A 25039-nucleotide genomic window follows, 5' to 3' on the forward strand; every position below is an offset into this window, starting at 1 on the left:
GCGCGGCTGGTGGCAGTGAAACCGGAACCGTTTCTCAACGGAGTGCCCGCCCGAAAGGACGGGCTGCCTGAAATGCCAGTCACACAAACACTCACCATTCAGGTAACGGTTTGCACCTGCGCGGTCAGCGGAACTCCGGCAGCGCGGATGCGGTCGGCGAACGGCGTCAAATCGCCGAAGGACAGCATGATGGTCGCGGGTTGCTGTGCCAGCGCGGTGTCGAGCAGCCCGGGGTTGCGAGCCAGGCTCCAGGTGATGAACCCGTATCCGACTCGCGCGCCGTCGTTTTCGCCGATTTGGCTTGCAGCCAATCGGCCTCGCCGTAGCCGCCGCCGATGAGACCCAGGCCCCCGGCTGCGGTCACCGCCGCCGCGAGTCTGCCCCCGGAAACCAGGGCCATCGGCGCAAGCAGCATTGGATGTTCGATCCCGCAGAATTCGGTCAGGCGGGTGGTCAGCGACATTGCCACGCTCCTTCGAGCTCTCCGGTCAGTAAACGTGTCCGGCCGAGGGCCAAAGAGCAGTCCTGTTCGCCGTTTTGGGTGACCGAGACCATCAGCGGCGGCACCGTCTGGCTGTTCTCGGAGGAGGCATGCCGCTGCTGTCGCCGCTGGATGCCACTCGTGACAGGCTAGCGGCGGCGAAGGGCGCCCGCTCGCGGCGGCTTCGGCAGGCAACCCTGCGGCTTGGCCCAGGCTAAAGGTCTTTCGTCCCTACCCAGGTGGGGTATATGTGTGACAGGCTGAAAACACCCAACAGATATGGAGGTATCCGGGAAACATAATCAAACAGCCACTCGTGCGGCGTAGATCGCGATCCAAAGCCCGCCAAGTGACGCCTATAGCGAAATGGAAGCCCCTGCCATGTTCAGCGGCATTACCGGTCACGTCGGCGCCCTGGTTAGCGCTGTCGTGGTGGTAGCCGGCACAGCAATTCTCCGCGGCGGCGCGGCAGCCGCCGACCCGAATCAGGACGATCAGTTTCTGGCACTGCTCGAGAAGAAAGAAATCCCCGCCCTCTCGAATGTGCCACGCGTGATCGCCGCAGCCCACAAAGTTTGTCGCAAACTCGACGGCGGCATGCCGGTACACGAAATTGTCGACGGGCTGCGGAACGACGCATACAACATGGACCCGACCTTGCGTCAATACCCCGCCGCGCGCGTCACGTCCACCATGACCCGATTCGTCACTGCGGCGGTGGAGATCTACTGTCCGTACGACCGGGGCAAGATAGCTTCCATCACGGCTACTCCGGCGCCGCAATCGAGTGAACCGACCGGCTGGATCGCCAGCTACACCCGAGCCGCCGTCAACGCGGAGTGCGCGGTACTAACGCCGCCAGCGTTGGACATGACCAACACGCCTGCGACGTGGCACGAACCGACCGGCATCGCCACGATGCGGTTGCCGGTGACGGATGGCGGTGCTGTCGTGGCGGGCCGCTACGGGGACCGGTCGGCCGGTAACGCACTTGGCACGATGCTCACCTCGCGGATCGCAGCGGTTCCCGCGGGGGACCCCCAGCTACCGAGCCCACCGCATCCGGCACCACCGCCGCCCACGGCGCAGATCGTGACACCACCCCCGCCGATCGCGGCACCGCCGCCATCAAAGCACTCGCCGCCGCCACCGCAAGAACCGCCACCACCGCAAGAACCGCCGCCACCGCAAGAGCCGCCGCCACCGCCGCAAGAGGTAGTGGAGCCTCCGGCTGATGGCCCTCAGCCCGGGGCCGGCGGCAGCGGCGGCGGCGGCGGCGGTGGCGGCAGTGGTGGCAACGGCGGAGCCGGTCCGGTGCAACCGTCGCCGGCACGCCCCTCGCCGCCGGGCGTCATCAGGCTGGCACCGTAAGGCTGCGACCGTTCCCGGATGCGATTCGGTGGGCTACGGCAAGTCAAGCCAGCGGCGCCAGCCCCGACCTAACCAAATCCACACTGGCCACCACGAACTCACCGAGGTCGCCGGCACAACCATTGCGACCCCAATGCTCAACTGCCGCAACCAGTGCCGCTGCCAGCGTCGAGCCCGCGACCTCGGCGGCGAGATCGATGTCGGGCATCTCCGGGTGCCGATTGCGCACGAATTCGGTCAGCACCCGCGCAAACGACGCCTGCACCACCCGCAGATGACTCGCGATACGGTCCGCACTGATCAGCTCGGCGCGGGCGGTAGCGGCCTGGCGGACTACCTCCACGTCATGGGGAAACGCCGCGACGCTGGCCAGCACCGCATCGAACAGCGGCTCGGCTGGCGGACGCTGGGCAAGCGCCTCGGCCAGCCATTCCAGGTGGGTCTCGTAGTCCTGGAAGAGCACCGCCTCCTTGGTCGGGAAATGCCGGAAGAAGGTGCGCTCGGTCACCCCGGCCTCCCGCGCCAGCTCGGTCACGGTCACATTCGCAAATCCCTTGCGGGCGAAGGTTTTCAGCGCGGCCCGGCGCAGCGCTTCGTGCGTGGATCGCCGGCGTAGCTCATGACGGTTGGGCGGTTTGCGAAGCACAGTCATGTCGGACCGATGGTAACCCGGCCGGCAGTAGTCAGTACTGACATCTTCTCATTGTGTCAGTACTGACATATCGTTGGGAAGATGAGCGACTACGACGCGATTGTGGTGGGAGCGGGGCACAACGGGCTGACCGCCGCCGCGGTTCTGCAACGCGCGGGTCTGCGCACTCTGTGCCTGGAAGCCAACAGCTACGCGGGGGGAATGGCGGCGACGGTGGAGTTGATCGACGGCTTCCGCTACGAGATCGCGGGTTCGGTGCAGTTCCCCACGGCAAGCCAAATCACCAAGGAACTCGGGCTCGACACCCTGCCCACGGTGGACCCGGCGGTGATGTCGACCAACATCGGCGAATCCGGCGAAGAGCCGATGATCTTCTACCGCGACCCGATGCGGCTGATGACGCACCTGGGCGAGCGGCACGGATTGGAGGCCTTCACCGGCATGGCCGAACTGATCGGCTGGAGTCAGGGACCCGCAAAAGCGCTCGGCCGCTTCGACGTACGCCAACCCCCCAAGACGCACGACGAAATGTACGCCTGCGCGGCCAACGAAGCCGAACGCCGAGCAATTCACGAAATGCTGTTCGGTTCGGCGATGGATGTGATCGACCGGTTCCTGCCCGACAAGCACAAGCATGCGGTCATGCGCGGAATGCTCGCGTTTCTGGCCGTGAACTCCACCTACCGCGGACCCTATACGCCGGGCAGCGCGACCTGCCTGGCCTTCGCCCTGGCGGTACCCCAGGACAGCACCGGCGGCACCGCGATGATGACCAAACTCGTGGGCGGCATCGGTGCCCTCACCGAACACCTGCGTGAGCTCTTCGTCTCCCATGGCGGTGAGATCCGGTTCCGCGCAAAGGTCGACCGGATCCAGGTAGACCATGGCGCGGTCGCCGGTGTGCGGTTGCGTGACGGGTCGACGATCAGCGCGCCGATCGTGGTGTCCAACCTGGCGCCCGACGTGACCCTCACCGAGCTGGTGGCGCCCGAACACGTTCCGGCCGAACTCGTCTCACGCTTGTCCGGCCGCGACCACCGCGCCTCCTTCGTGCAACTGCACTTCGCTCTGGACGGGCTGCCCGAATTCGCCCCGCCCTACGACTTATTGAACGAAGCCGGCATGCAGCAGTCGGTCGGCATCTTCGGCTCGCCCGAAGAGCAACAGCTGCAATGGGAAATGTGCCGCCGCGGCACCGTGCCGGACAATCCGTCGATGGGCCTGCAGATCCCTTCGGTGCACGACTCCGGCCTTGCGCCGCCCGGTAAGCACGCCGCGAGCGCGTTCGCCTACGCCTTCCCGGTCGAAGCCGACCGTAACCAACACGGCCACCTCAAAAATGAGATGGCTCAACGTGTTATCGACAAGATCACCCGCTTCGCCCCGAACTTCAAAGACATCGTGATCCGCCAGATCACCTTCGCGCCGCACCACATGCAAACGATGTTCGGCGCCCCCGCCGGCGATTTCTGCCACGGGCTGCTGCACCCCGATTTGATGGGCCCTAACCGGCCGGGACCCAAAGGATTTCGCGACTTCCCGATTCCGATCGACGGTCTGTATCTCGGCGGCGCCGGATGCCATGGTGGTCCCGGCATCACCTTCATTCCCGGTTACAACGCCGCCTATCAGGCGCTGGACGACCGGTAGCCGATGGGATCGGTCAGCCTCCGAACGTTCCGGTGAGTTGAGCCTGCGCCGTGGTGGCCCGCGTTATCGCCTCAGCCGCCCGCAACCCGACCAATCCCGGGGGAAGTTGCAGCGTGGCCGGAAGCTGGTACAGGGTGAAGCGGTAGTGGTGCGTCCCGGTGCCCGGCGGCGGGCAGGGCCCGCTGTATGCGGCCTGGCCACCCGAGTTCGGCAGGCTGGTGCCTCCGGCAGGAGTTTGACCATCCGCGGAGCTGCCGGCTCCGGGCGGGATTCCGATCACGATCCAGTGGACGTAGTTGCCCCCGACCGCGTCCGGATCGTCGACCACCAACGCCGCCCCCAACGGCGTAGACCAGCTCAGGGGCGGCGCGATGTTGGCCCCTTTGCAGGTGTATTGCACCGGGATGGGCGCGCCGTCGGCGAACGCGGGACTGCTGATCGTCAATGGCCCGCCGGCAGGTGCCGCCTTCGTCATGCCGGCCGTCAGCAGCGTCGGCGCCGACGAAGGCGTTCGAGGGTCGCCGTCGCCGCCGTGGCCAACCAATGCCAGTACCAGAGCCAGCCCCGTCAGAGCCGACGCGATCGACTTAAGTAGGTGCCCCGCTACGAGTTTCATAAGGACAGTGTCGCGCGCAGCGACTACGGAATAAAGCGGTTTCACCCGCCGGATGCCGCCGATCGGCGATCAACCGTGCGCCTCCGCCGCGCCTTAGCCGGCGCGCCCATTGACCGCTAACACCCGGTCACGAAGGCCTCGGGTAGCAGTGTCCATCACCCCTTTGGCGCCTCGTCGGACGAGGAACCCCGGCAACGGCACCAGCAGGTCTACGGTGAGATCGAACCGAACCCGGGTGAAGTCGCCGTCCGGGGTCAGCGTGTAACGGCCCTGCTGCCCGCGTTGTTGTTTGGCGCTGACCAAGGTCCAGCTCACGCCGTCGTCGTGAACCGAGTAGTCCAGCACTTGCTCGTCCCCGACGCCGACGATCTTGACCACTTGCCGAGATTTGGTCGGACGGCCTTGATCGTCGCGCTCCAGGATTTCGACCTTTCGATGAATCGAGGACCACTGCGGCAACGATTCGAGATCGAACAAGGCGTCTAGGATTTCCTTGGGCTGACGAGCTCGCGGGCCTCGATGACGAGCTCGCGGGACTCGGTGACGGCCATGGGAGGAAACATAGCCAACTCCGCGCCGGCTAAGACAACGTTCAACGGAGCCGCCATCCGGCGGTCCAGAACTCAGGGGACCAGGACAACCTTGCCGATGTTCTCCCGTGCCGCCAGAATCCGGTGCGCTGCCGGCGCTTCCGCGAACGGCACAGCCGCATGAACGATCGGCCGGGCCGTACCCTCGTCAAGAGCCTCGCGCAGCGGCGTGATCCAGGGCTCAAGGGTGCCACGGTCGTCCCACAACCGCAGCATGTTGAGACCGATCACGGTTTTCGAGTCCTCGAGTTGCTTCATCAGATTGAAGCCGCGCAGCATCGACAACGCGTGCGGAGCCACCCGGCGCAGTGAGCGCTTCTCGCCTTGCTGCATGTTCGAAATCCCGTACCCGACCAGCCTTCCCCCGGGGCGCAGCAGATCGTAGGAGCGCCGCAGCGAGGTGCCACCGAGTGCGTCGAGCACGAGGTCATAGGGGCCCAGACCCTTCCACCAGCCGTCGCGGCGGTAGTCGATGGCACGATCCACACCCAACTCGGCCAGCTTCTGGTGCTTTCCCGGCGAGGCGGTGCCGTGCACTTCGGCGCCGGCAGCCTTGGCGAATTGAATCGCCGCGATGCCCACCCCGCCCGCGGCCGCATGAACCAACACCCGCTCGCCGGCACGCAACGACCCGTAGCCGTGCAGTGCCGCCCACGCGGTCGAATAGTTCACCGGAACCGCGGCGCCCTGCTCGAAGCTCAACGCCTCGGGAAGCACCACCGAGTCGGTCGCGGCCACGTTGACTATTTCGGCGTAGCCGCCGAATCGTGTTCCGGCCAGGACACGTTCGCCGACCCGGCTTTGGTCGACACCTTCGCCGACGGCCTCGACCGTCCCGGCGACCTCGTAGCCCACCACCGCCGGAAGCTTCGGTGCATCCGGGTACAGGCCGACGCGGGCCAGGTGGTCGGCGAAGTTCACCCCAGCGGCGCAAACGGCAATCCTCAGCTGGCCCGGACCGGGCGGCGGCGGTTCCGGCCGCTGCTGCACCTGCAGCACCGATGGGTCACCATGCTTGGTAATTACGACTGCGCGCATTGTGTTCCTCCGAATCGGCTCGTCGAACTGCAGCACCCGGCCCTTACCGCAACCGTGCAAGGTGGGGAGCCTCCTGCGATTGAACACGCCGGCAATCCGTTTGTCGCCCGGTACCAAGCAGGAATGGCCGGGACAGCGCCGGGCTTCGCGGCCTATCGTGCTAGCCGTGCATTACGAGTGGGAGCGGCTGACCGGAAGCGTGTATCGCTGCCGGCTGCCGTTTTGCGACGTCACGGTCGGCCTGGTGGTGGGCCGCGGCACGGCACTGCTGGTCGACGCCGGCACCACGCTACCTGAAGCGGCCGCGATCCAGGCCGACGTCAGCCAGATCGCCCATTGCCGAGTAACACATATTGTCTTGACACACAAGCACTTTGACCACGTCCTGGGGTCATCAGGCTTTGCCGGTGCCCAGATATACGCCGCTCCTGAGGTTGTCGACTATCTGTCGTCGGCGACCGATCAGCTGCGCGCCCATGCACTGCAATACGGCGCAGACGCGGTGCAGATCGACCGCGCGATCGCCGCCTTGCGGCCACCTCGGCGAGGTATCTGCGACGCGGTAATCGATCTCGGCGACCGCTCCGTCACGGTCACCCACCCTGGCACCGGACACACCACCGCGGACCTGGTGGTAGTGGTTCCGGGCGCAGCCGCCAGCGACGAACCAGTGGTGGTCTTCACCGGCGACCTCGTCGAGGAGTCCGCCGATCCGCTGATCGACGCCGATTCCGATGTCGCGGCCTGGCCTGCGACGCTTGATCGGCTACTTGCACTCGGCGGACCCGACGCCGTCTACGTCCCCGGCCACGGAAGCGTCGTCGACGCGGAGTTCGTCCGGCGTCAGCGGGATTGGTTGAGCGAGCCGGCGCGCCCCTGGACCTAACTCTGACCTAACTCACGCTCCCTGGCGTGTTGGCCACCGGCTGCGCGGCCTGACCCCCGTGTCTCGGACCGGGTGGGTAACCACCCGGTCAGCCGGTGAATTGACTGCCCAACCCAGGGATACACTCTCTGCGTCAGCGGAATCGGGCGCACAAAGGAGCGCAAGCCCATGGCTATCGCCGAAACGGACACTGAGGTCCGTACACCATTCGAGCAAGACGTCACCGAGACGCAGCGATACTTCGACAGCGCCCGCTTCGCCGGAATCATCCGGCTCTACACTGCCCGGCAGGTCGTAGAACAGCGCGGCACAATCCCGGTCGACTACAGCGTGGCTCGCACTGCGGCGGCGGCTTTCTACGAGCGCCTGCGCGAGCTTTTCGCCGAGCACAAGAGCATCACCACTTTCGGCCCCTACTCGCCGGGGCAGGCGGTGAGCATGAAGCGGATGGGTATCGAGGCGATTTACCTCGGCGGATGGGCGACGTCAGCCAAGGGTTCCACCACCGAAGATCCCGGTCCCGACCTGGCCAGCTATCCGCTGAGTCAGGTGCCCGACGACGCTGCCGTCCTGGTGCGGGCACTGCTGACCGCCGACCGCAACCAGGAGTATCTGCGGCTGAACATGACCGAACAGCAGCGCGCTGCGGCCCCGGTGTATGACTTTCGGCCGTTCATCATCGCTGACGCCGACACCGGTCACGGCGGTGATCCGCACGTGCGCAACCTGGTCCGCCGCTTCGTCGAAGTAGGCGTGCCGGGGTACCACATCGAGGACCAGCGCCCCGGCACCAAGAAGTGCGGTCACCAGGGCGGCAAGGTATTGGTGCCGTCGGACGAACAGATCAAGCGCCTCAACGCCGCACGCTTCCAACTCGACGTCATGCGGGTGCCCGGCATCATCGTCGCGCGCACCGATGCCGAGGCCGCCAACCTGATCGACAGCCGAGCCGACGAGCGTGACCAGCCGTTCCTGCTCGGCGCCACCAATCTCAACATTCCCTCGTATAAAGCGTGCTTCCTGGCGATGCTGCGGCGCTTCTACGAACTGGGCGTCAAGGAACTCAACGGCCACCTTCTCTACGCGCTCGCCGAGGGCGAGTACGCGACGGCCACCGCCTGGCTCGAGCGCCAAGGCATCATGGGCGTGATCACCGACGCCGTCAACACCTGGCGAGAAAACGGCACGACCTCGATCGACGACCTCTTCGACCAGGTGGAGTCGCGGTTCGTGGCCGCGTGGGAGGACGACGCCGGGTTGATGACGTACGGCGAAGCCGTGGCCGACGTCCTCGCGTTCGGTGAGAGCGAAGGCGAATCCGTTGGCATGAGTCCCGAGGAATGGCGGGCGTTCGCCGGCCGCGTCTCGCTCTACGACGCACGGACAAAGGCCAAGGAGTTGGGCGCCGACCCACCATGGGACTGCGAGCTGGCCAAGACCCCGGAGGGCTACTACCAGGTCCGTGGCGGCATTCCGTATGCGATTGCCAAGTCGCTGGCCGCCGCACCGTTTGCCGACATCCTCTGGATGGAAACCAAGACCGCCGATCTGGCCGATGCCCGCCAATTCGCCGAGGCGATCCATGCCGAGTATCCCGACCAAATGCTGGCCTACAACCTTTCGCCGTCGTTCAACTGGGACACCACCGGTATGACCGACGAGGAGATGAAGCAGTTCCCCGTTGAACTCGGCCGGATGGGCTTCGTCTTCAACTTCATCACCTATGGCGGACACCAAATCGACGGCGTCGCAGCCGAGGAGTTCGCTACCTCGCTGCAGCAGGACGGCATGCTTGCGCTGGCCCGCCTGCAGCGCAAGATGCGTCTGATCGAGTCGCCATACCGGACGCCGCAGACGCTGGTCGGCGGGCCGCGCAGCGACGCGGCGCTGGCCGCCTCGTCTGGGCGCACGGCGACCACCAAGGCGATGGGCAAGGGATCCACCCAGCACCAGCATCTGGTGCAGACCGAAGTGCCCAAGAAGCTGCTGGAGGAATGGCTGGCACTGTGGAGCGAGCACTACCAGCTCGGTGAGAAGCTGCGCGTGCAATTGCGGCCCCGCCGTGCCGGCTCGGACGTGCTGGAACTCGGGATCTACGGCAACGACGACGAGCCGCTGGCCAACGTTGTCTTCGACCCCATCAAGGACCGGCACGGCCGCAGCATCCTCACGGTGCGCGATCAAAACACCTTCGCGCAGAAGCTGCGGCAGAAGCGGCTGATGACGTTGATCCACCTCTGGCTGGTCCACCGGTTCAAGGCCGACGCGGTGTACTACGTCACGCCGACCGAGGACAACCAGTATCAGACCTCAAAGATGAAGTCGCACGGCATCTTCAGCGAGGTCAATCAAGACGTCGGCGAGATCATTGTCGCCGAGGTGAACAAGCCCCGCATCGAAGAGCTGCTGGTGCCCGATCGCGTGGCGCTGCGGAAGTTGATCACCAAGGAAGGGTAGAACCTTACGGTCCGGTGCCCGTGCGGAAGAAGCCGGCCAATTTCTGGCCCGCATTCTTGATGCCCGAGTCGAAGGCCGCTGTCAGAACGCCAACCGGACTCGTGTTGTACCAGCCCGATATTGTGTTGCCAAAGTTGGCGATGCCCGATTCCCGTTGCCCGACGTTCAAGTAGCCGGAGACCTGACCGGGCAATGAGTTCGGCACCTGGTTCCAGGCGCCCGAAATGCTGGATCCAACATTCCCGTAACCGGATACGCCGCCACCGCCGCCGTTGAAGAAGCCCGAAGACGGGGCAGTTGTGGTATTACCGAAACCGGGAGTGCCCCCGATGTTGATCGGGATCGTGATCGGTCCCAACCCGCCGTCGAGGTTCACGTCCAAGGGGAATCCGCCAATGGAGATGCCCGGGATTGTGAACCCACCGACCTGGCCACTCAACGGAACACCCAGACCAAACTGCCCAATATCGAACCCAGGAATCGTGAACCCACCGACCTGGCCACTCAACGGAACACCCAGACCAAACTGAGCAATATCGAACCCAGGAATCGTGAACCCACCGATCTGACCACTCAACGGAATAGTGAGACCGAACTGAGCAATATCGAATCCAGGAATCGTGAAGCCATTGACCTGACCACTCAACGGAATGTTCAGACCGAACTGACCGATATTGAATCCAGGAATCGTGAAGCCATTGACCTGACCGCCCAACGGGATGCTGAGACCGAACTGGGGAATATTCACACCGTCGATGATGATGTCGCCGGTGCCGCCGGTGAAATATGGGCCAATGTCGAAGTGACTCAAGTTGATGGGGCCTATGACGCCGGAAACGACCGCGATCACCTCGTACGGAATTTTTTGAATAGTGATGTCGACTGGTACTGTCACGCCGACCCGCACGGGGACTCCAGGAATATCGATCGTACCGATGCTGATACCGCCGACCGTACCGGTCGCATTGAAACCCAGCGGAATCGTTGGAATAACGATATCGGGCAGGTTGATCCCGCCGACCAGGCCAATCGCATTGATACCCAGCGGAATTGTGGGTATAGGAATATCAGGCACGGTGATCGGCCCGACCGTCCCTACCGCGGTATCAACTATCGGTATCGTCGGGATAACGACATCGGGCACATGGATCGCGCCGACGGCACCCAGCGCATTAATACCCAGCGGAATCGTTGGAATAACGACATCAGGCACGCTGATGGCGCCGACCGTGCCGATCGCGTTAATACCCAGTGGAATTGCGGGAACATTGATGTCAGGCACGGTAATGGGGCCGACACCGCCGGTCACATGGGCACCCAGCGGGATTGGGGGAATGGTGATTGTAGTCGAGAAGCCGAACAAGCCCTGATAATCGCCCCGCCATAGCACGCCATTGCTGAAGTTGCCCGAGATCAAGGCGCCGGTGTCGACATTGCCCGTGTTGGCCCATCCGGTATCCATATTTCCGGTGTTCATGTATCCGGTGTTTGTGCTGCCCGGGTTCAAGTTGCCCGTGTTGTTACTACCAGTATTGAGGTAGCCCGTGTTGTAGCTACCCGTGTTGGCGATGCCGGTATTGACGCTGCCGACGTTGAAGAAGCCAGAGTTGCTGCTGCCCGCGTTGCCCAGCCCGGTGTTGTAGCTGCCCGAGTTCGCGACGCCGACGTTTCCGGTGCCCGAATTGCCGACACCGATGTTGTCGCTGCCCGAGTTCAGGCCACCAAACCCGACCTGGTGGTTACCGGTCAGCCCGATGCCGACGTTTCCGTCCCCGTGGTTGCCAAAGCCGAAGTTGCCATTACCGATGTTGCCGACGCCGATGTTATTGCTACCGAGGTTGCCAATGCCGACGTCGTTCAGGGCTGCCGTCAGTGCCGGGCCGCTGTTTGCAAATCCGAAGTTGTTACTACCCACGTTGCCGAAGCCGAAGTTGCCGGCGCCGAGGTTGCCGAAACCAAAGTTGCTGCCGCCGACATTGCCGCTGCCGATGTTGGCGCTACCGACGTTGCCGCTGCCCAGATTGTAGTCGCCGAGGTTGGCGCTACCCAGGTTGAGGTCACCATGATTTGCGACGCCGAGATTTATCGTCGTCCCGGCTACACCGTCGCGGAAGAAGCCGGCTAGTTGACTGCCGACATTGCCGACACCCGAGGTGAATGCCGATGTGGTCAAACCCAGCGTGCTGGTGTTGTAGAGGCCTGAAACGGTATTGCCGAAGTTCGAAATGCCCGATGTCAGTGGCCCGGCATTGAAGTAGCCCGAATTCCCCTGGCTTGCGGCAATGTTCCAGAAGCCCGAGACTCCCGATCCGGCGTTTCCGAAGCCCGAGGCACTACCGGCGCCGCTGTTGAAGAAGCCGGAAGACGGGGTGATGGTGGAGTTTCCGAAGCCCGGGGTGCCCGCGATGTTGATGGGGATAGTGATGGGGCCGACGGGCCCGGATACGTGGAGGCTCAGCGGAATCTCCGGAATAGCATAGCCATTCGGGAACAACGTGATGCCATTCACCGGATCACCGATGATACCGCCCACATTGATACCCAACGGGATCCCCGGAAGCGTGTAACCATTCGGGAACAACGTGATGCCATTCACCGGATCACCGACAACACCGCCCACATTGATGGTCAACGGGATCCCCGGAAGCGTGTAACCGTTCGGGAACAACGTGATGCCATTCACCGGATCACCGAAGGTGCCACCGTCGAAGATGCTCACCGGCAGCCCCGGAAGCTGGTAACCATTCGGGAACAACGTGATGCCATTCACCGGATCACCGACAACACCGCCCACATTGATACTCAACGGGATCCCCGGAAGCGTGTAACCGTTCGGGAACAACGTGATGCCATTCACCGGATCACCGATAGTACCGGTCACACTGATACCCAACGGGATTCCCGAAATACTGATGGTTGGCGTGGTGATACCACCAATGGTGCCGCCTACCGTAATGCCGCCTACCGTCAGATCGACCTGGGAGGGGCCGATGGTACCTGGAAGCGGGAGGCCGGTGAGGCCGAAAGAAAAGAAGGACTTGGGAATGGTAATCGGGATACGCAGGGCTTGGCTCGTCAGCGACAAACCAAACGGTTCGATGCCGATTGGGTCAATTTTGATGGGCCCGAGGATGGCTCCGGAACTGTTGACACCCAAGTTGATCGGCGGAATATGGATGGGCGGCACCGGGATCGGGCCTATGAGAGCACCGTTGCTATTGAGACCCAAATTGATCGGCGGAATATGGATCGGCGGTATGGCGATCGGACCCACCAGGCCACCAGACTTGTCGAGACTCAAAATGATCGGCGGAACATGGATCGACGGCACGGTGATCGGACCCACCAGGGCGCCGTTAGTGTTCAGACCCAAATTGATCGGCGGAATATGGATCGACGGCACGGTGATCGGGCCAACCAGGGCCCCGTTACTGTTCAGACCCAGATTGATGGGGGGAATATGGATCGGCGGCACAGTGATTGGGCCAAGCAGGCCGGTACCGTCGAGGTTCAACTCAGCTGGGGGAATCACGATGGCACCTGAGTAACCGATCAGCCCTTGGTAATCGCCTCGCCAGAAGAAACCGTTGCTGTAGTTGCCCGAGATAAAGGCGCCGGTGTCGACGTTGCCCGTGTTGCCCACGCCGGTGTTGAGGTTGCCAGGGTTGAAGAAGCCGGTGTTCGAGTTGCCCGGGTTGAAGGCGCCAGTGTTGAAACTGCCGAGGTTGAAATTGCCCGTGTTGTAGTTACCGGCATTGCCCAAGCCGGTGTTGGCAATGCCGACATTGAAGAATCCGGTGTTGGCTTCACCCGCATTACCAATCCCGGTGTTATAGCTATTGCCCGAGTTGCCGATACCGAAGTTCCCGGTGCCGGAGTTCGCGATGCCGATGTTTCCGGTGCCGGAGTTGAACCAGCCGACGTTGCCGGTGCCCGAGTTCAGCCCGCCGAACCCAATCTGGCCGTTGCCCGTCAGCCCGATGCCGATGTTGCCGTTGCCGGTGTTGCCGAAGCCGAAGTTGCCATTGCCGGTGTTGCCAAGGCCAACGTTGTTGCTGCCGGTGTTACCGAAGCCGAAGTTGCTCAGGGCGGCGGTCAGCCCTGGGCCCACGTTTCCGAAACCGACGTTATTGCTGCCGAAATTACCGAAGCCGAAGTTGGAGCTACCGAGGTTACCGCTGCCGATGTTGAGGCTGCCAAGGTTACCGCTGCCAACGTTGGTGCTGCCGACATTCGAGTTGCCCAGGTTGAAATTGCCACGGTTGGCATTGCCCAGGTTGCCAAAGCCGGCGTTTGCCAAGCCCACGCTGAAGTTGCTCATCACGCTCGGGATACTCGAGACTGCCGCTTGGGCGGCCGCCGCAATGGCCGCCGGCGCGGCGCCCAGCTGAGCCGGCAGCCCCGCCAGGCCCTGGGCAAGCTGTGTGAACGGCGTCAGCGCTGAAACGGCGGCCGAAGCCCCGGCATGGTAGGCCGACATGGCCGACACGTCGACGGCCCACATCTCCTCGTAAGCCGCCTCCATCGCGGCGATGGCGGGAGCGTTTTGCCCAAACAGGTTGGAGATAACCAGCGAAATCACCTGATTCCGATTGGCTGCCACCATCGCCGGCTGCACCATCGCCGAGCGGACGGCCTCGAACTCGGCCACCATGGCGACGGCTTGCGCGGCCGTCTGCTGGGCTTGTGAGGCCACCCCCGAAAGCCAGCCGGTGTAGGGGGCCGCTGCTGCTGCCATGGCAGCCGACGCCTGGCCCTGCCACGATCCACCGACCAGCCCGGCTGTCACCGATCCGAACGAGGCTGCCGCCGAGGTCAATTCCTCAGCTAGCCCATCCCAGGCCACCGCAGCCGCCGACATCGCTTGCGAACCCGCACCGGCAAAAATCAGAGCCGAGTTGATCTCCGGTGGCAACACTGAAAAATTCATCGCTCCAACCCTTCTCGGCTGACCGCGCACTTGAACTCGGAGGCCGGTCGACAGCCACGATGTCGTGCGTTGCGCACAAGATACGGGGCGGGTCGTGACGAATTACCCTATTAATGAATACGATATACGGCCGTTATACAAATGTAATGAAATCTACGACGCGATGTACAGTTTCTTTACACCGCCCAAGATGGGCCAGGTCTTCAGTGGTCAATGTCAAGCAGCGGTAATTGTCGTCAGCGCACAATCAACTGGTGGCCAACTGAATTGGTTTGACGCAGCCGCGATAGCACGGCTCGCCGAATAATCGGATATTCAAGATCGCATTTTCTTCGAATACGTGCAACCCAGGCGCTGACAACAATGTGGAACAAAGGCATCTCATCCGACATAGGCGACCGCACGGAGGCACGGGCGATCCGGGGGGAAGCCCGGAATGGAACCCTGGATTCACCGGGCGGCCAATTTGACCAACCCCACCGTTTGCATCAGCACATCCCGGGGTATGCGGCGCACGCGCCTGAAATGAAAGTGGGGTTCTGATGAGAACTGAAGCCAGAACAGGTCCAGCGTGCCGCCGTCCGAAACGTCACCGGCACCGGGTGGTCCCTCCGGTAGTGGCGGACCCGGCGGCGGTGTCCCGGGCGGGCCCACCGGTAGCTGCGGACCGGGTGGCGGTGGCGGCAGCATCCCGGGCGGGCCCACCGGCGGCGGGGGGCCGGGCGGCGGCGGTGTCCCGGGCGGGCCACCGGTAGCGGCGGACCGGGTGGCGGTGGCGGCTGCGTCGGCAACATCTGCGGCGGCTATCCGTGATCGCGCAGCGTCGTTGACTCCCGTCGCGGCCTGAGACACACCTAAGACCGGTCGGCAACGGCTAAGGTTCGCCTCAGGCGGATCGCAAGGGAGCACCACCATGGCCAAGCTCAGGTTCGGATATTTCATCGCCCCGTTCCACCGCGCGGGTACCAACCCAACGCTGGCCTTGCAACGCGACCTGGAGTTCGTCGAACACCTCGATGCCCTCGGTTTTGATGAAGCATGGATCGGCGAGCATCACTCGGCGGGCAGCGAGATCATCAGCTCGCCCGAAATCTTCATCGCCGCCGCCGCGGAACGCACCAAGCGGATCCGGCTCGGCACAGGGGTCATCTCACTCGCCTACCACAACCCACTGTGGGTCGCCGACCGGTTGATGCTGCTGGATCACCTCACCCATGGCCGGGTGATCGGTGGTATGGGTCCGGGTTCGCTGCCCACCGATTCGTCCATGATCGGGTTGACGCCCACCGACACTCGGGAGCTTCTGGAAACCAACCTCGACATCGTCGTCCGGCTGCTGGCGGGGGAGACCGTGACCGCCAAGACCGCCACGCACCAACTCGTCGACGCCAAGTTGCAGCTCGCCCCGTATTCCGAGGGCGGTATCCCGCTGGCGGTTGCCGCGGTCGCCTCACCGACCGGCGCGCGGTTGGCCGGCAAGCACGGCATCGGGCTGTTGTCCATCGGTGCGACGCTGACCATCGAAGGTTTCAACGCGCTGTCCTATCACTGGGGCATCGTCGAGGAACGCGCCGCAGCCTTCGGCACCCGGGTGGACCGCCAGGACTGGACCCTGGTGGGTCCGTTCCACCTCGCCGAGACCGACGGGCAGGCCCGTGCCGACGTGAAATTCGGTATCGAGCCCTGGTTCCGGTATTTCCAGAAGGTCGCCGCCTTCCCGCAGATGACCATGTCGGGAGACCGGCTCGACGAAATGATCGACATGATCAACGAGAACGGAGCCGGCGTGATCGGCACGCCCGAGCGGGCGCGCGCGCAGGTGCACCGGCTGTCGGAGCAGTCCGGCGGATTCGGCTGCATGCTGCAAATGGGCCATGAGTGGGCCAACCCGGCAGCGACCCGACGCTCCGCTGAACTGTTCGCCGCCGAAGTGATGCCGCATTTCCAGGGGCAGGCGCAACCGACCCTCGACGCCGCAGCGCGGGCCGGCGAAGTGCGCGAAAACCTCGCACGCACCCAGCTACAGGCAATCGAGCACATGACCAAGAAGTATCAAGATGAGGTCAGTTCGACCGCACGACCCGAAAGTCGTTGAGCCGAGCCGGAAACGCTACGACGCGGTGCCGGACTCTCGTTCGGCCGCCGCCACCAGCCGGCTCGCGAAGAACTTGACCGCGCCACCCAGCGCCGCCCGCATCGCCGGTCCGGTTCCGCGGATACCCTCGGTAAACGTGCCGCTCCAGCGGATGTCGGTGCCGCCCGACGCATTCGGCGTCAAGACGACCTCCCCGTGGTAGTCCTTGGCCGGTGTCCGGGGCGCGATCAGCCGGTAGGCGTGACGACGATCCTGCTCGTACTCGACGGTTTCCTCCTGCACCAGCATCGGCCACATGCCGACCTTGCGGACGGCTCCGATGCCGCCGGGCGCCGGATCACCCTGCCGTGCCCAACTCGATTGCAGGACGATGGGTTTGGCCCACGCCGACCATCGGCCACCGTCAGTCACGAGCCGAAACAGTGTTGCGGCCGGAGCGCTGCTGGTCTTGGTGACCTCGAATGAGAACTTCCGTCCCGGCATACCCGACTCCCGCCCCCGACAACTGACCTGGCTGACGGGTACCCTACCGTGACGCCGCGTGCGGGCCGGCCACGGGCCGTGGCAGGGCAGCGAAAACAATGCCGCGGCGGCGGCGCCGGGGCATACTCACGGTGTGCCGAACGCCGAAACCGTCTCAGTTCCAGCCGCGCTGTCCCAAGCTGACGTCGACGCGGCGCTACGACTGATGAAGCCGCTGCGAATTCTGATCAAGCCCAAGGTCTATGGCATCGAGAATGTGCCGACCGAACGGGCGTTGCTGGTGGGTAACCACAACACGCTCGGCTTGGTCGACGCGCCGTTGCTGGCCGCCGAGCTCTGGGAGCGCGGCAGGTTGGTCCGGTCTCTCGGCGACCACGCCCACTTCAAGGTTCCGGGGTGGCGCGACATACTGACGCGAATGGGAGTCGTCGAAGGCACCCGCGAAATTGCCTCGGAACTGATGCGTCGCGGCGAACTGGTCATGGTGTTTCCCGGCGGCGCCCGTGAGGTCAACAAGCGCAAGAACGAGCAGTACAAGTTGGTCTGGAAGAACCGACTCGGGTTCGCGCGCTTAGCAATTCAGCACGGGTATCCGATGGTACCGTTCGCTTCGGTGGGAGCCGAGCACGGCATCGATATCGTGCTCGACACCGATTCCAAGTTGCTGGCACCGAGCCAGTTCCTGGCTGCGAAGCTGCTCGGCACGCCCGATGGCCCACCGCTGGTTCGCGGCGTGGGACTGACCCCGCTACCGCGACCCGAGCGGCAGTACTACTGGTTCGGCGAGCCGATCGACACCACCGAGTTCGCCGGACAAGAAGCCGACGACAACGCTGCCCGTAAGGTGCGCGAGCGTGCGGCCGCCGCGATCGAGGGAGGCATCGAATTCCTGCTCGCCGAACGCGAAGCCGACCCGAATCGATCCCTGGTGGGCCGGCTCTTCCGTTCAGACACTTGAAAGCCCAAGCGGCCAAACCGATTTCGATGGTTCCAGCGGATCACTCCGTTCGCAGGCCCGGCCGGTCGGACGCGGTGAGTCCGTGACGGCGATGACGAAGGGGATGTGAGTGGCCTCGCGAGATGAACGCTCCCGCTGAGATGTCGCTGCCGCTCTTCAAGAACGCGATTCCGGTCGAGCCCGGCCACAAGCGCGCAGGCCGTGCCGGCAAGCTACACAGGTGGGGGCCGTTGTTGGCGGTCGCGTTGCTGCTCGGCGGCTGCGGTGGCCAGCACACCGCCGTCAGCTCCTCGACCACCACCACCGCGACCACCGCCGCCAACTCGGCCGTCAAAGTTCGCAGCCAGGCCGTGTTGGACGGCGCCGTCAACGCCGAGGAGCCGGGTTGCTCGGCTGCGGTGGGCCTGGAGGGGAAGGTGGTCTGGACGGGAGTTCGGGGTATCGCAGACCTGGCCACCGGCACCAAGATCACCGCCGACACCGTTTTCGACATCGGGTCGGTGTCCAAGCAGTTCACCGCTACCGCGATCCTGTTGCTGGTCAATGCGGGGCGGCTGGCCCTCGGCGACCCGCTGGCCCAGTACGTTCCCGACCTGCCGGACTGGGCCGCCACCGTGACGGTGGCCGAACTCATGCACCAAACCAGCGGCATACCCGACTACATCGGGCTGCTCGAAGAACAGGGATATCAATCAACCGACCGGACCACCCAGTCGCAAGCGCTGCAAGCGTTGGCAGCGGCGCCGGAGCTGGGGTTTCGCCCGGGCGCCCACTTCGAGTACTCCAACTCCAATTACCTGCTGCTGGGTGAGATAGTCCGGCGGGTGTCGGGCCATCCGCTGCCGGAATTCCTGAGCACCGAGGTCTTCCAACCGCTCGGGCTGGCCATGGTGGTCGATCCGGTCGGCAAGATTCCCGACAAGGCCGTGTCGTATGACAAGGGCGACACCGGTTCCCAATTCCGGGTGCTGGATTCGCCATGGGAACAGATCGGCGACGGGGCCATCCAGACCACGCCCAGCCAACTCGTGCGATGGGCGGACAACTACCGAACCGGCACGGTGGGTGGCCCCGAACTGCTCGACGAGCAGCTGGCCGGGGCGGTGGAAACCGATCCCGGCGGCGGCGACCGCTACGGCGCAGGCATCTTTTCGCGCGCCGACGGCACGCTCGAACACAGCGGCAGCTGGGCGGGATTCGTCACCGAGTTCCGCATCAGCAGCGACCGGCGGACCTCGGTGGCCGTCAGCTGCAACACCGAAAAGCAGGACCCCGAAACCATGGCCGACGCACTCGGACGCCTCTGGATGTAGCTTCGGATCGATCACTATTTCAAACCCGATGCGTGATTCCCATGCGCCGCGCCCGCGGTAGGCATAATCATTCAGTTATGGCGAAACCGTCCGTCTTGACCACCGACAATGGCCTGCCGTCCGGCGTGAAAGGCGCTTGCGATTCCCGTTTCGCCGGACTCATCCGGGCGTTCAGCGCGCTGTTTCCCGGTCGCATGTTCGGCGGCGGCGCGCTGGCGGTCTACATCGACGGTGTGCAGGTCGTGGACGTCTGGACCGGTTGGTCGGATCGGCGTGGCAAAGTGCCGTGGACGGCCGACACCGGGGCCATGGTGTTTTCGGCGACCAAGGGGTTGGCCGCGACGGTAATCCACCGCCTGGTCGACCGCGGGCTGCTGTCCTACGACGTGCCGGTCGCCGAATACTGGCCGGAATTCGGAGCGAACGGCAAGTCCGAAGTCACGGTCAGCGACGTGCTGCGGCATCGGGCCGGGCTGTCGCACCTCAAAGGGGTGGGCAAGAAGGAAGTGCTGGACCACCTGCTGATGGAGGAGAAGCTGGCCGCGGCGCCGCTGGACCACACGCACAAGAAGATGGCGTATCACGCGGTGACCTACGGATGGCTGCTTTCCGGTCTGGCCCGGGCGGTGACCGGCAAGGGAATGCGTGAACTGTTCCGTGAAGAGCTCGCGCTCCCGCTCGACGTCGACGGCCTGCATCTGGGCCGTCCGCCGGCCGATTCGCCCACCACGGCGGCGCAGACGCTGTTGCCGCAGGCGAATATCCCCACGCCGGTGCTCGACTTCGTCGCGCCGAAGGTCGCCGGGCTGTCGTTCTCCGGGCTGCTCGGTTCGATCTACTTCCCGGGGATCATGTCGATGCTGCAGGGCGATATGCCGTTTCTCGACGGCGAACTTCCCGCCGTCAATGGCGTGGTCACCGCGCGTGCGCTGGCCAAGGTGTACGGGGCGATCGCCAACGACGGCGTCATCGATGGGACGCGGCTGCTGTCCTCGGAATTGGTGAGTGAATTGAGGGGTAAGCCCAATCTGACACCAGATCTGAACCTGGGGATTCCGTTCACCTACCACCACGGCTTTCAATCGTCGCCGGTCCCGGGATTGCTGCCCGGATACGGCCACATCGGTCTGGGTGGAACTCTTGGCTGGGCCGACCCGGACACCGGCAGCTCGTTCGGCTACGTGCACAACCGCCTGCTGACCCTGATGTTGTTCGATGTCGGATCGTTCGCCGGGCTGGCGCCGCTGCTGAGCAGCGCCATCTCGGCAGCGCGACGAGCCGGTCCGCTCGAGGTGCCCCATTTCGGTGCGCCCTACAGCGAACCTGAGAAGCAGGAACCTGCCTCAGAGCGAACCGTCAGCCGATGACCGCGCGCGGCGCCGGGACCTCGACGACACCGAAATTCGTCGCCCAGGCCCTGCGGTAGTCGCTCCATGCCGGTGTCAGGCGACCGCGGCTGACACATCGCGGGTCGTAGCGCACGCACCGCTCGGCCGACGCCACATGCGCCTCGTCGTCGACGACGGTCACCGATAGCAGCATCTCGACGGGCTTGTCGGCCTGCACGGTCAGCAGGAGGCTGGTTCCGGTGAGCTGGTAGTGCGCGACCGCTCCGCCGCCCAGGTCTACTTGACCGCTGGCCGCCCCGAGCGCGGTGCCGTCGAGTTGCCACTTGGCCTCCAGCCCCGGGCCGAAACCGGTTGCGATGGCGTCGAATCGGCCCTGCGGACGCATCGGCCGCACCACGGTCCCGACGAATGTGCCGATGCGCCGATCGATGAGCGGCAGCGCGCGAATGGCGTCCTTGACGGGATCGGCGCCCCTGGCCGCCGGGGGAGCCGCAACTACGGCATCGAGCGCCGCACGCAACTGGTTGCATGGATCACGTTGCGTCCCAACCGCGCTGACACGCAGCGCCGGCGAGGGCGCGAATACCGTCGCGCCCGGCTTGGCCACCTCGCCGAAGGTGCCGAAAATACTTGGCGGACAGGTGAACCCGCCGACAATCTGTACCGAAGCGAGCGCTTTCTCCCAGGTGATGTAGCGGAACCGGATGTGGTCGGGGGTCACGTCCACGGCCTGGACGGCCGCCCACCTGCCTTCGTTGGTACGCACGCCGTAGATGCGCAGCGATTCCTTGAACGGGTTGCCGAACAGCAGCCCGAAGGGGTCGACGGTCGCCAGGTCGCCCAGCGGAATCGGGTTGGGCGCGTCATAGGCGTAGCCGTAGACGGCCGCGCGGTAGAGGCCGTCAAAGTCGCGCAGGCCGGTTCGGGCCCAGCGGGCACCGCACACCGCCCGCACCGTGCGATCGAACGGGCCGCCGAGGACGGTGAGGTCGCCGCTGGGCATGTCGCGCGCGCCGACCCGGCCGCTGTCGAGGTCGAACGCCGAACCGTTGGGCACCACGACGGTGCCGGCGGCCCGAACGGGAGCGGTGTCGATGGGCCGGATCCGGCAGCCGATCTGCACGTCGTCGATGCGGGCGTCGCTGAAGACGATGTTGAAGCCCACCGCGGGGATGTTCACCGGGACCAGCAATTGGTTCAGCGCGTCGGTGATGTGTGCGGCGACGCTGTTGATGGTGCCCTCGATTACCTCCTCGGCGATGTACATGATGAGCGGGACCAGCACCGCGCCGACGATCACATAGATGACGGAGGGGAGTAGCGCCCCGAGTAGTGCGCCGATCACCGCGCCCGCCACCCAGCAGTACCAGGGAATATCGACGTCGACATCGGGGTCGTCGGCCTGCACGGCCACCACGAGCTGCCCGCCGGCGACGGCGATGGTGATCTTCGCCCCGACGGTGCCGGTGGCCGAATAACAGAAGCCGGACTTGGTGATCTTGACCTGAACGTGCAACGCGCCGTCGTCTCCCGCGGTGATCGACAACCCGGTCAGATCCACCTCGTTGTCCTCGTCGATGCGCACGGTGCGGGTCAGCGTGCAGTTGGTGAACGCACCGCCGAGGTTCAGCGCGCTGTCGATCATCGGGCTGATGACCCGGCAGATCCAGCCCATCGACGCGACGATGCCCCCGTTGCCGCCCCCGGTGATGAAGCTCTGGGTGAACGCCGACTTGTCGCCGGGGCTGCCGCCGCCGAACGTGACCAGAAACGCCGACGCGTCTTTGTCCGCGGGGGAGGTGTCGTCGATGATGTGCGCGTCGGCGTTCTTCATTGCGGTGGTGGTGCTGGTGGCGTGGTCGACGGGGAAGGGCACCAGCGGGATCAGTTTGACGTTGTTGCGCAGGAAGGCGGCGAACAGTCCGTCGAGGCCGGGGATCGGGAACCCCGCCACCGCGATCTCGGTGAGCCACAGCTTCTGTTCGAGATCGATTCGCACCAGGTCGATTCCGTTAGTGCTGGTGTCCACGTCGACGCTGGCGACGATGCGCAGCGCCCCGAGTGTGCCGGCGTCGCCGAGCAGCACATGGATGTCGATGACGTCGGTTGCGCCGGGCGGCAGACCACCCGGCCGGTCGAAGGAGACCGTCACCGAAAAAGGCGTGGCCGGGTCGAGCTGGATACCGAGGCCCCCCAGGATGGTGCCCAGCAGAAAGCCCCCGGTGTCGAAGACGACGCTCAGTAGCTGCTGATAGGCCTGTTCGGCGAATTCGACGACGAGGTCGTAGCCGTGCGTCTGTTCCCCCGACATTTCTTAGCCCACCTTCGGCGAGCCGGTGAATCGGATGTTGACGTTGGCGGTGATCACCTGTCCGTTCGGCAACCGGAATGCTCGTGGCCGGTGCAGATCCGGGGCGTCGCCGGTCAACGACGCCGCCTTGAGCCGCTGTTTGATGATCGGCGGGACTTCGATTTTCAGCGCCGCCAACGTGGCCAGCGGGTCGGCGGCGAACTGCCGGGCGACCTCCGGTTTGGTCAGCGCCGCAAGGATGGTGCGCTCCGACCTGTGCAACTGCTCGAACTCGGCGCGCAGCCGCGGGCCGAGTCGGTCGATCACCGGGCCGAACGCACTGCTGTCGGGGCCGTTCGGTTGCTGCGGTTCCTTCGATGTCATTGTTCAGGCCTATGCCTGCCGGCGGCGTTTGGCAAGGGGTAACAGTCAAAACTGTTGGCAGACAACGCTAGCTTGGGCGTCCCGTCGAGCAGCCTCGTCGTACCGGCGGCCGCCGTTATCGGTCAGCGTCGTGGTCGGCGATGACACCGTTGATGGTAGCCCGGGCAACCGCGGCGGCGTGCGGTTCGTCGGCTTCGAGGTGGCCTTGCAGGCTGATGAGCGCCTTCCACAGCGCCCATCCGCGGCCGCGGGCCCAGGTTGCGGCGTCGATGTCCAGCGTGCGGCGAAATGCCGTCCTGTTGACCGTGTCGAGGTGGGTCCAGGCGATGGCGGTGTCACACGCCGGGTCACCGATACCGCAGAGCCCGAAGTCGATGACCGCGGTCAGGCGTCCAAGCTGCGTCAGCAGGTTGTCGGCAGCCACATCGCCGTGAAACCAGCACGGTTCGCCGGCCCGGTTGCTGCCGGTGGCGGCGGCCCACACCGCTTGCGCGCCGGCCACGTCGATTTCACCGCCGAGCTCGTCGATGGCGGTGCTGGTTTCCTCGGCGTACACCGATACGGGTGCGCCGCGAAAGAAGTTGTGCGATCCCGGTTCTGGGCCGTCACCGGGATCGATCCGGCGCAGTGCGCGCAGGAAGTGAGCGAGCGGACGCACGATCGGGCCCCAATCGGTGATCGCCTCCGCCGCCGTGGCGCCGTCGAGCCAGCGGTAGACCGACCAGGGATAGGGATAGTGAATTGCGGGTCTGCCCATCGCGACGGGTTGAGGTATGGGCAGCGGCAGCCGCGGCGCCAGCCGGGGCAGCCAATGCTGTTCTTTGGCAACCTGATCCGCATACCAGTCCGCGGTGGGCAACCGGATCGACAGCTCGTCGCCGAGCCGGAAGGTGCGATTGTCGACGCCTTGGTGGGCGACGGGGGTGATGGCAAGTGCCGACCAGTGCGGGAACTGGCTGTCGACGAGGCGACGCGCCAACCGCGCGCTGATCTCGTCGGGCGGGTAGCCGGGCGTGTTGTCAGAGCACATAGGGCGCAATCGACAGCGCGGCGCCGAACACCGCCGAACCGATCAGGAAGGCCACGATGGTAAACCCCATCACCTGGCGCACATTGAGCTTCGCGATGGCCAGCAGCGGCAGCAGCCAAAACGGCTGGATCATGTTGGCGACCGCTTCGCCGACGGCGACGGACATCGAGATCAGCCCGAGGTAGGCCGGTGAATGCTGACCGATCGCAAGTGCCGAGTCGACCGCGACGGGCCCCTGCACGGCCCAGTGCCCCCCGCCGGAGGGCACGAACAGCGAGATGACGATCGAGCCGACGAAGGTCAAGAATGGCAGGGTGTGTTGGCCGGCACCGGTCACCAGGGCCGCCGCAAGCACAGTCTGCAGCGGTTTGCCCGATCCAGCAGGGACATACTAAGCCGAGCGTTAGTAAGGCGACTTAGGCGGTGATGTAAGCGAGGTGAGGGTCGGCGAAGAATCCGCGGATCG

16 protein-coding genes and 4 pseudogenes are annotated in these 25039 nt (G+C 64.7%); 9 read left to right on the forward strand and 11 right to left on the reverse strand.

Annotated elements, in window-relative coordinates; translation table 11 throughout:
- Positions 1-104: 104 nt before the first annotated feature.
- Positions 105-463: pseudogene (locus AWC07_RS29495) on the reverse strand (nitronate monooxygenase); the annotation flags it as partial.
- Positions 464-862: 399 nt separating this feature from the next.
- On the opposite strand from AWC07_RS29495, the gene AWC07_RS05145 reads away from it, so the two are divergent.
- Entirely contained in the window at positions 863-1852 is a 990-nt protein-coding gene (locus AWC07_RS05145) for a DUF732 domain-containing protein (RefSeq protein ID WP_036410486.1), read from the forward strand.
- Positions 1853-1895: 43 nt separating this feature from the next.
- Here AWC07_RS05145 and AWC07_RS05150 read toward each other — a convergent pair whose 3' ends face one another.
- Positions 1896-2504 carry a TetR/AcrR family transcriptional regulator gene (locus tag AWC07_RS05150; protein ID WP_085104980.1) on the reverse strand — a complete coding sequence of 203 codons (609 nt, stop codon included), beginning with the start codon at positions 2502-2504 and terminating at the stop codon, positions 1896-1898.
- 81 nt (positions 2505-2585) lie between these two features.
- Here AWC07_RS05150 and AWC07_RS05155 point away from each other — a divergent pair, with 81 nt between their 5' ends.
- Positions 2586-4154: a phytoene desaturase family protein gene (locus tag AWC07_RS05155; protein WP_036416232.1), complete on the forward strand. Its 1569-nt coding sequence runs from the start codon at positions 2586-2588 to the stop codon at positions 4152-4154.
- A gap of 13 nt (positions 4155-4167) precedes the next feature.
- Here the strand turns inward: AWC07_RS05155 and AWC07_RS05160 are convergent, their stop codons facing one another.
- From AWC07_RS05160 to AWC07_RS05170, 3 genes and pseudogenes are all read right to left on the reverse strand, one after another.
- Entirely contained in the window at positions 4168-4770 is a 603-nt protein-coding gene (locus AWC07_RS05160) for a YbhB/YbcL family Raf kinase inhibitor-like protein (RefSeq protein ID WP_036416231.1), read from the reverse strand.
- Positions 4771-4863: 93 nt separating this feature from the next.
- Positions 4864-5321, reverse strand: a pseudogene (locus AWC07_RS05165) (SRPBCC family protein).
- A 72-nt stretch (positions 5322-5393) separates the two neighbouring features.
- The gene (locus AWC07_RS05170; RefSeq protein WP_085104981.1) at positions 5394-6398 is read right to left on the reverse strand and encodes a zinc-binding dehydrogenase; all 1005 of its coding nucleotides are present in this window, start codon (positions 6396-6398) and stop codon (positions 5394-5396) included.
- 166 nt (positions 6399-6564) lie between these two features.
- Between AWC07_RS05170 and AWC07_RS05175 the strand changes: the two genes are divergently transcribed.
- Positions 6565-7284, forward strand: coding sequence for an MBL fold metallo-hydrolase (locus tag AWC07_RS05175; RefSeq protein ID WP_036411538.1), 720 nt, complete (start codon positions 6565-6567; stop codon positions 7282-7284).
- Between the two features lie 168 nt (positions 7285-7452).
- The gene (gene aceA, locus AWC07_RS05180; RefSeq protein ID WP_036411540.1) at positions 7453-9741 is read left to right on the forward strand and encodes an isocitrate lyase ICL2; all 2289 of its coding nucleotides are present in this window, start codon (positions 7453-7455) and stop codon (positions 9739-9741) included.
- A 4-nt stretch (positions 9742-9745) separates the two neighbouring features.
- Here aceA and AWC07_RS05185 read toward each other — a convergent pair whose 3' ends face one another.
- On the reverse strand, positions 9746-14671 hold the full coding sequence (locus AWC07_RS05185; protein ID WP_036411542.1) for a PPE family protein: 4926 nt from the start codon (positions 14669-14671) through the stop codon (positions 9746-9748).
- A 568-nt stretch (positions 14672-15239) separates the two neighbouring features.
- Between AWC07_RS05185 and AWC07_RS26595 the strand changes: the two are divergent.
- A pseudogene (locus tag AWC07_RS26595) lies at positions 15240-15484 on the forward strand (hypothetical protein); the annotation flags it as partial.
- A gap of 100 nt (positions 15485-15584) precedes the next feature.
- Positions 15585-16766 (forward strand): LLM class flavin-dependent oxidoreductase, encoded by a 1182-nt coding sequence (locus AWC07_RS05195; RefSeq protein WP_036411543.1) that lies wholly within the window; start codon positions 15585-15587, stop codon positions 16764-16766.
- A 15-nt stretch (positions 16767-16781) separates the two neighbouring features.
- On the opposite strand, the gene AWC07_RS05200 is transcribed toward AWC07_RS05195, so the two are convergent.
- Positions 16782-17249 (reverse strand): SRPBCC family protein, encoded by a 468-nt coding sequence (locus AWC07_RS05200; protein WP_036411544.1) that lies wholly within the window; start codon positions 17247-17249, stop codon positions 16782-16784.
- A gap of 205 nt (positions 17250-17454) precedes the next feature.
- Between AWC07_RS05200 and AWC07_RS05205 the strand changes: the two genes are divergently transcribed.
- The 3 genes from AWC07_RS05205 (at position 17455) to lipD (ending at position 20887) form a co-directional block, all read left to right on the forward strand.
- Positions 17455-18207: a lysophospholipid acyltransferase family protein gene (locus AWC07_RS05205; RefSeq protein WP_244187493.1), complete on the forward strand. Its 753-nt coding sequence runs from the start codon at positions 17455-17457 to the stop codon at positions 18205-18207.
- A gap of 122 nt (positions 18208-18329) precedes the next feature.
- Complete coding sequence (locus AWC07_RS05210; protein WP_036409351.1) at positions 18330-19520, forward strand: serine hydrolase domain-containing protein; 1191 nt, start codon at positions 18330-18332, stop codon at positions 19518-19520.
- A 77-nt stretch (positions 19521-19597) separates the two neighbouring features.
- A complete protein-coding gene (gene lipD / locus AWC07_RS05215; protein WP_036409353.1) occupies positions 19598-20887 on the forward strand; it encodes a lipase LipD in 1290 nt (429 codons plus the stop codon).
- On the opposite strand, the gene AWC07_RS05220 is transcribed toward lipD, so the two are convergent.
- From AWC07_RS05220 to AWC07_RS05235, 4 genes and pseudogenes are all read right to left on the reverse strand, one after another.
- Positions 20877-23180, reverse strand: coding sequence for a hypothetical protein (locus tag AWC07_RS05220; protein WP_036409355.1), 2304 nt, complete (start codon positions 23178-23180; stop codon positions 20877-20879). The genes lipD and AWC07_RS05220 overlap by 11 nt on opposite strands.
- Before the next feature lie 3 nt (positions 23181-23183).
- Entirely contained in the window at positions 23184-23543 is a 360-nt protein-coding gene (locus AWC07_RS05225; protein WP_036409357.1) for a hypothetical protein, read from the reverse strand.
- 115 nt (positions 23544-23658) lie between these two features.
- Complete coding sequence (locus AWC07_RS05230) at positions 23659-24573, reverse strand: aminoglycoside phosphotransferase family protein (RefSeq protein ID WP_036409359.1); 915 nt, start codon at positions 24571-24573, stop codon at positions 23659-23661.
- Positions 24563-24958: pseudogene (locus tag AWC07_RS05235) on the reverse strand (TIGR00366 family protein); the annotation flags it as partial. The gene AWC07_RS05230 and the pseudogene AWC07_RS05235, both read right to left, overlap by 11 nt.
- Between the last annotated feature and the right edge of the window lie 81 nt (positions 24959-25039).

Source organism: Mycobacterium gastri (assembly GCF_002102175.1).
Lineage (GTDB): Bacteria > Actinomycetota > Actinomycetes > Mycobacteriales > Mycobacteriaceae > Mycobacterium > Mycobacterium gastri.

What these genes read in the sequence shown, in the direction of transcription:
- AWC07_RS05145 (WP_036410486.1), top strand. Translation starts at nt 863, where the DNA reads ATGTTCAGCGGCATTACCGGTCACGTCGGCGCCCTGGTTAGCGCTGTC.
- AWC07_RS05150 (WP_085104980.1), bottom strand. Translation starts at nt 2,504, where the DNA reads ATGACTGTGCTTCGCAAACCGCCCAACCGTCATGAGCTACGCCGGCGA.
- AWC07_RS05155 (WP_036416232.1), top strand. Translation starts at nt 2,586, where the DNA reads ATGAGCGACTACGACGCGATTGTGGTGGGAGCGGGGCACAACGGGCTG.
- AWC07_RS05160 (WP_036416231.1), bottom strand. Translation starts at nt 4,770, where the DNA reads ATGAAACTCGTAGCGGGGCACCTACTTAAGTCGATCGCGTCGGCTCTG.
- AWC07_RS05170 (WP_085104981.1), bottom strand. Translation starts at nt 6,398, where the DNA reads ATGCGCGCAGTCGTAATTACCAAGCATGGTGACCCATCGGTGCTGCAG.
- aceA (WP_036411540.1), top strand. Translation starts at nt 7,453, where the DNA reads ATGGCTATCGCCGAAACGGACACTGAGGTCCGTACACCATTCGAGCAA.
- AWC07_RS05185 (WP_036411542.1), bottom strand. Translation starts at nt 14,671, where the DNA reads ATGAATTTTTCAGTGTTGCCACCGGAGATCAACTCGGCTCTGATTTTT.
- AWC07_RS05195 (WP_036411543.1), top strand. Translation starts at nt 15,585, where the DNA reads ATGGCCAAGCTCAGGTTCGGATATTTCATCGCCCCGTTCCACCGCGCG.
- AWC07_RS05200 (WP_036411544.1), bottom strand. Translation starts at nt 17,249, where the DNA reads ATGCCGGGACGGAAGTTCTCATTCGAGGTCACCAAGACCAGCAGCGCT.
- AWC07_RS05205 (WP_244187493.1), top strand. Translation starts at nt 17,455, where the DNA reads ATGAAGCCGCTGCGAATTCTGATCAAGCCCAAGGTCTATGGCATCGAG.
- AWC07_RS05210 (WP_036409351.1), top strand. Translation starts at nt 18,330, where the DNA reads ATGAACGCTCCCGCTGAGATGTCGCTGCCGCTCTTCAAGAACGCGATT.
- lipD (WP_036409353.1), top strand. Translation starts at nt 19,598, where the DNA reads ATGGCGAAACCGTCCGTCTTGACCACCGACAATGGCCTGCCGTCCGGC.
- AWC07_RS05220 (WP_036409355.1), bottom strand. Translation starts at nt 23,180, where the DNA reads ATGTCGGGGGAACAGACGCACGGCTACGACCTCGTCGTCGAATTCGCC.
- AWC07_RS05225 (WP_036409357.1), bottom strand. Translation starts at nt 23,543, where the DNA reads ATGACATCGAAGGAACCGCAGCAACCGAACGGCCCCGACAGCAGTGCG.
- AWC07_RS05230 (WP_036409359.1), bottom strand. Translation starts at nt 24,573, where the DNA reads ATGTGCTCTGACAACACGCCCGGCTACCCGCCCGACGAGATCAGCGCG.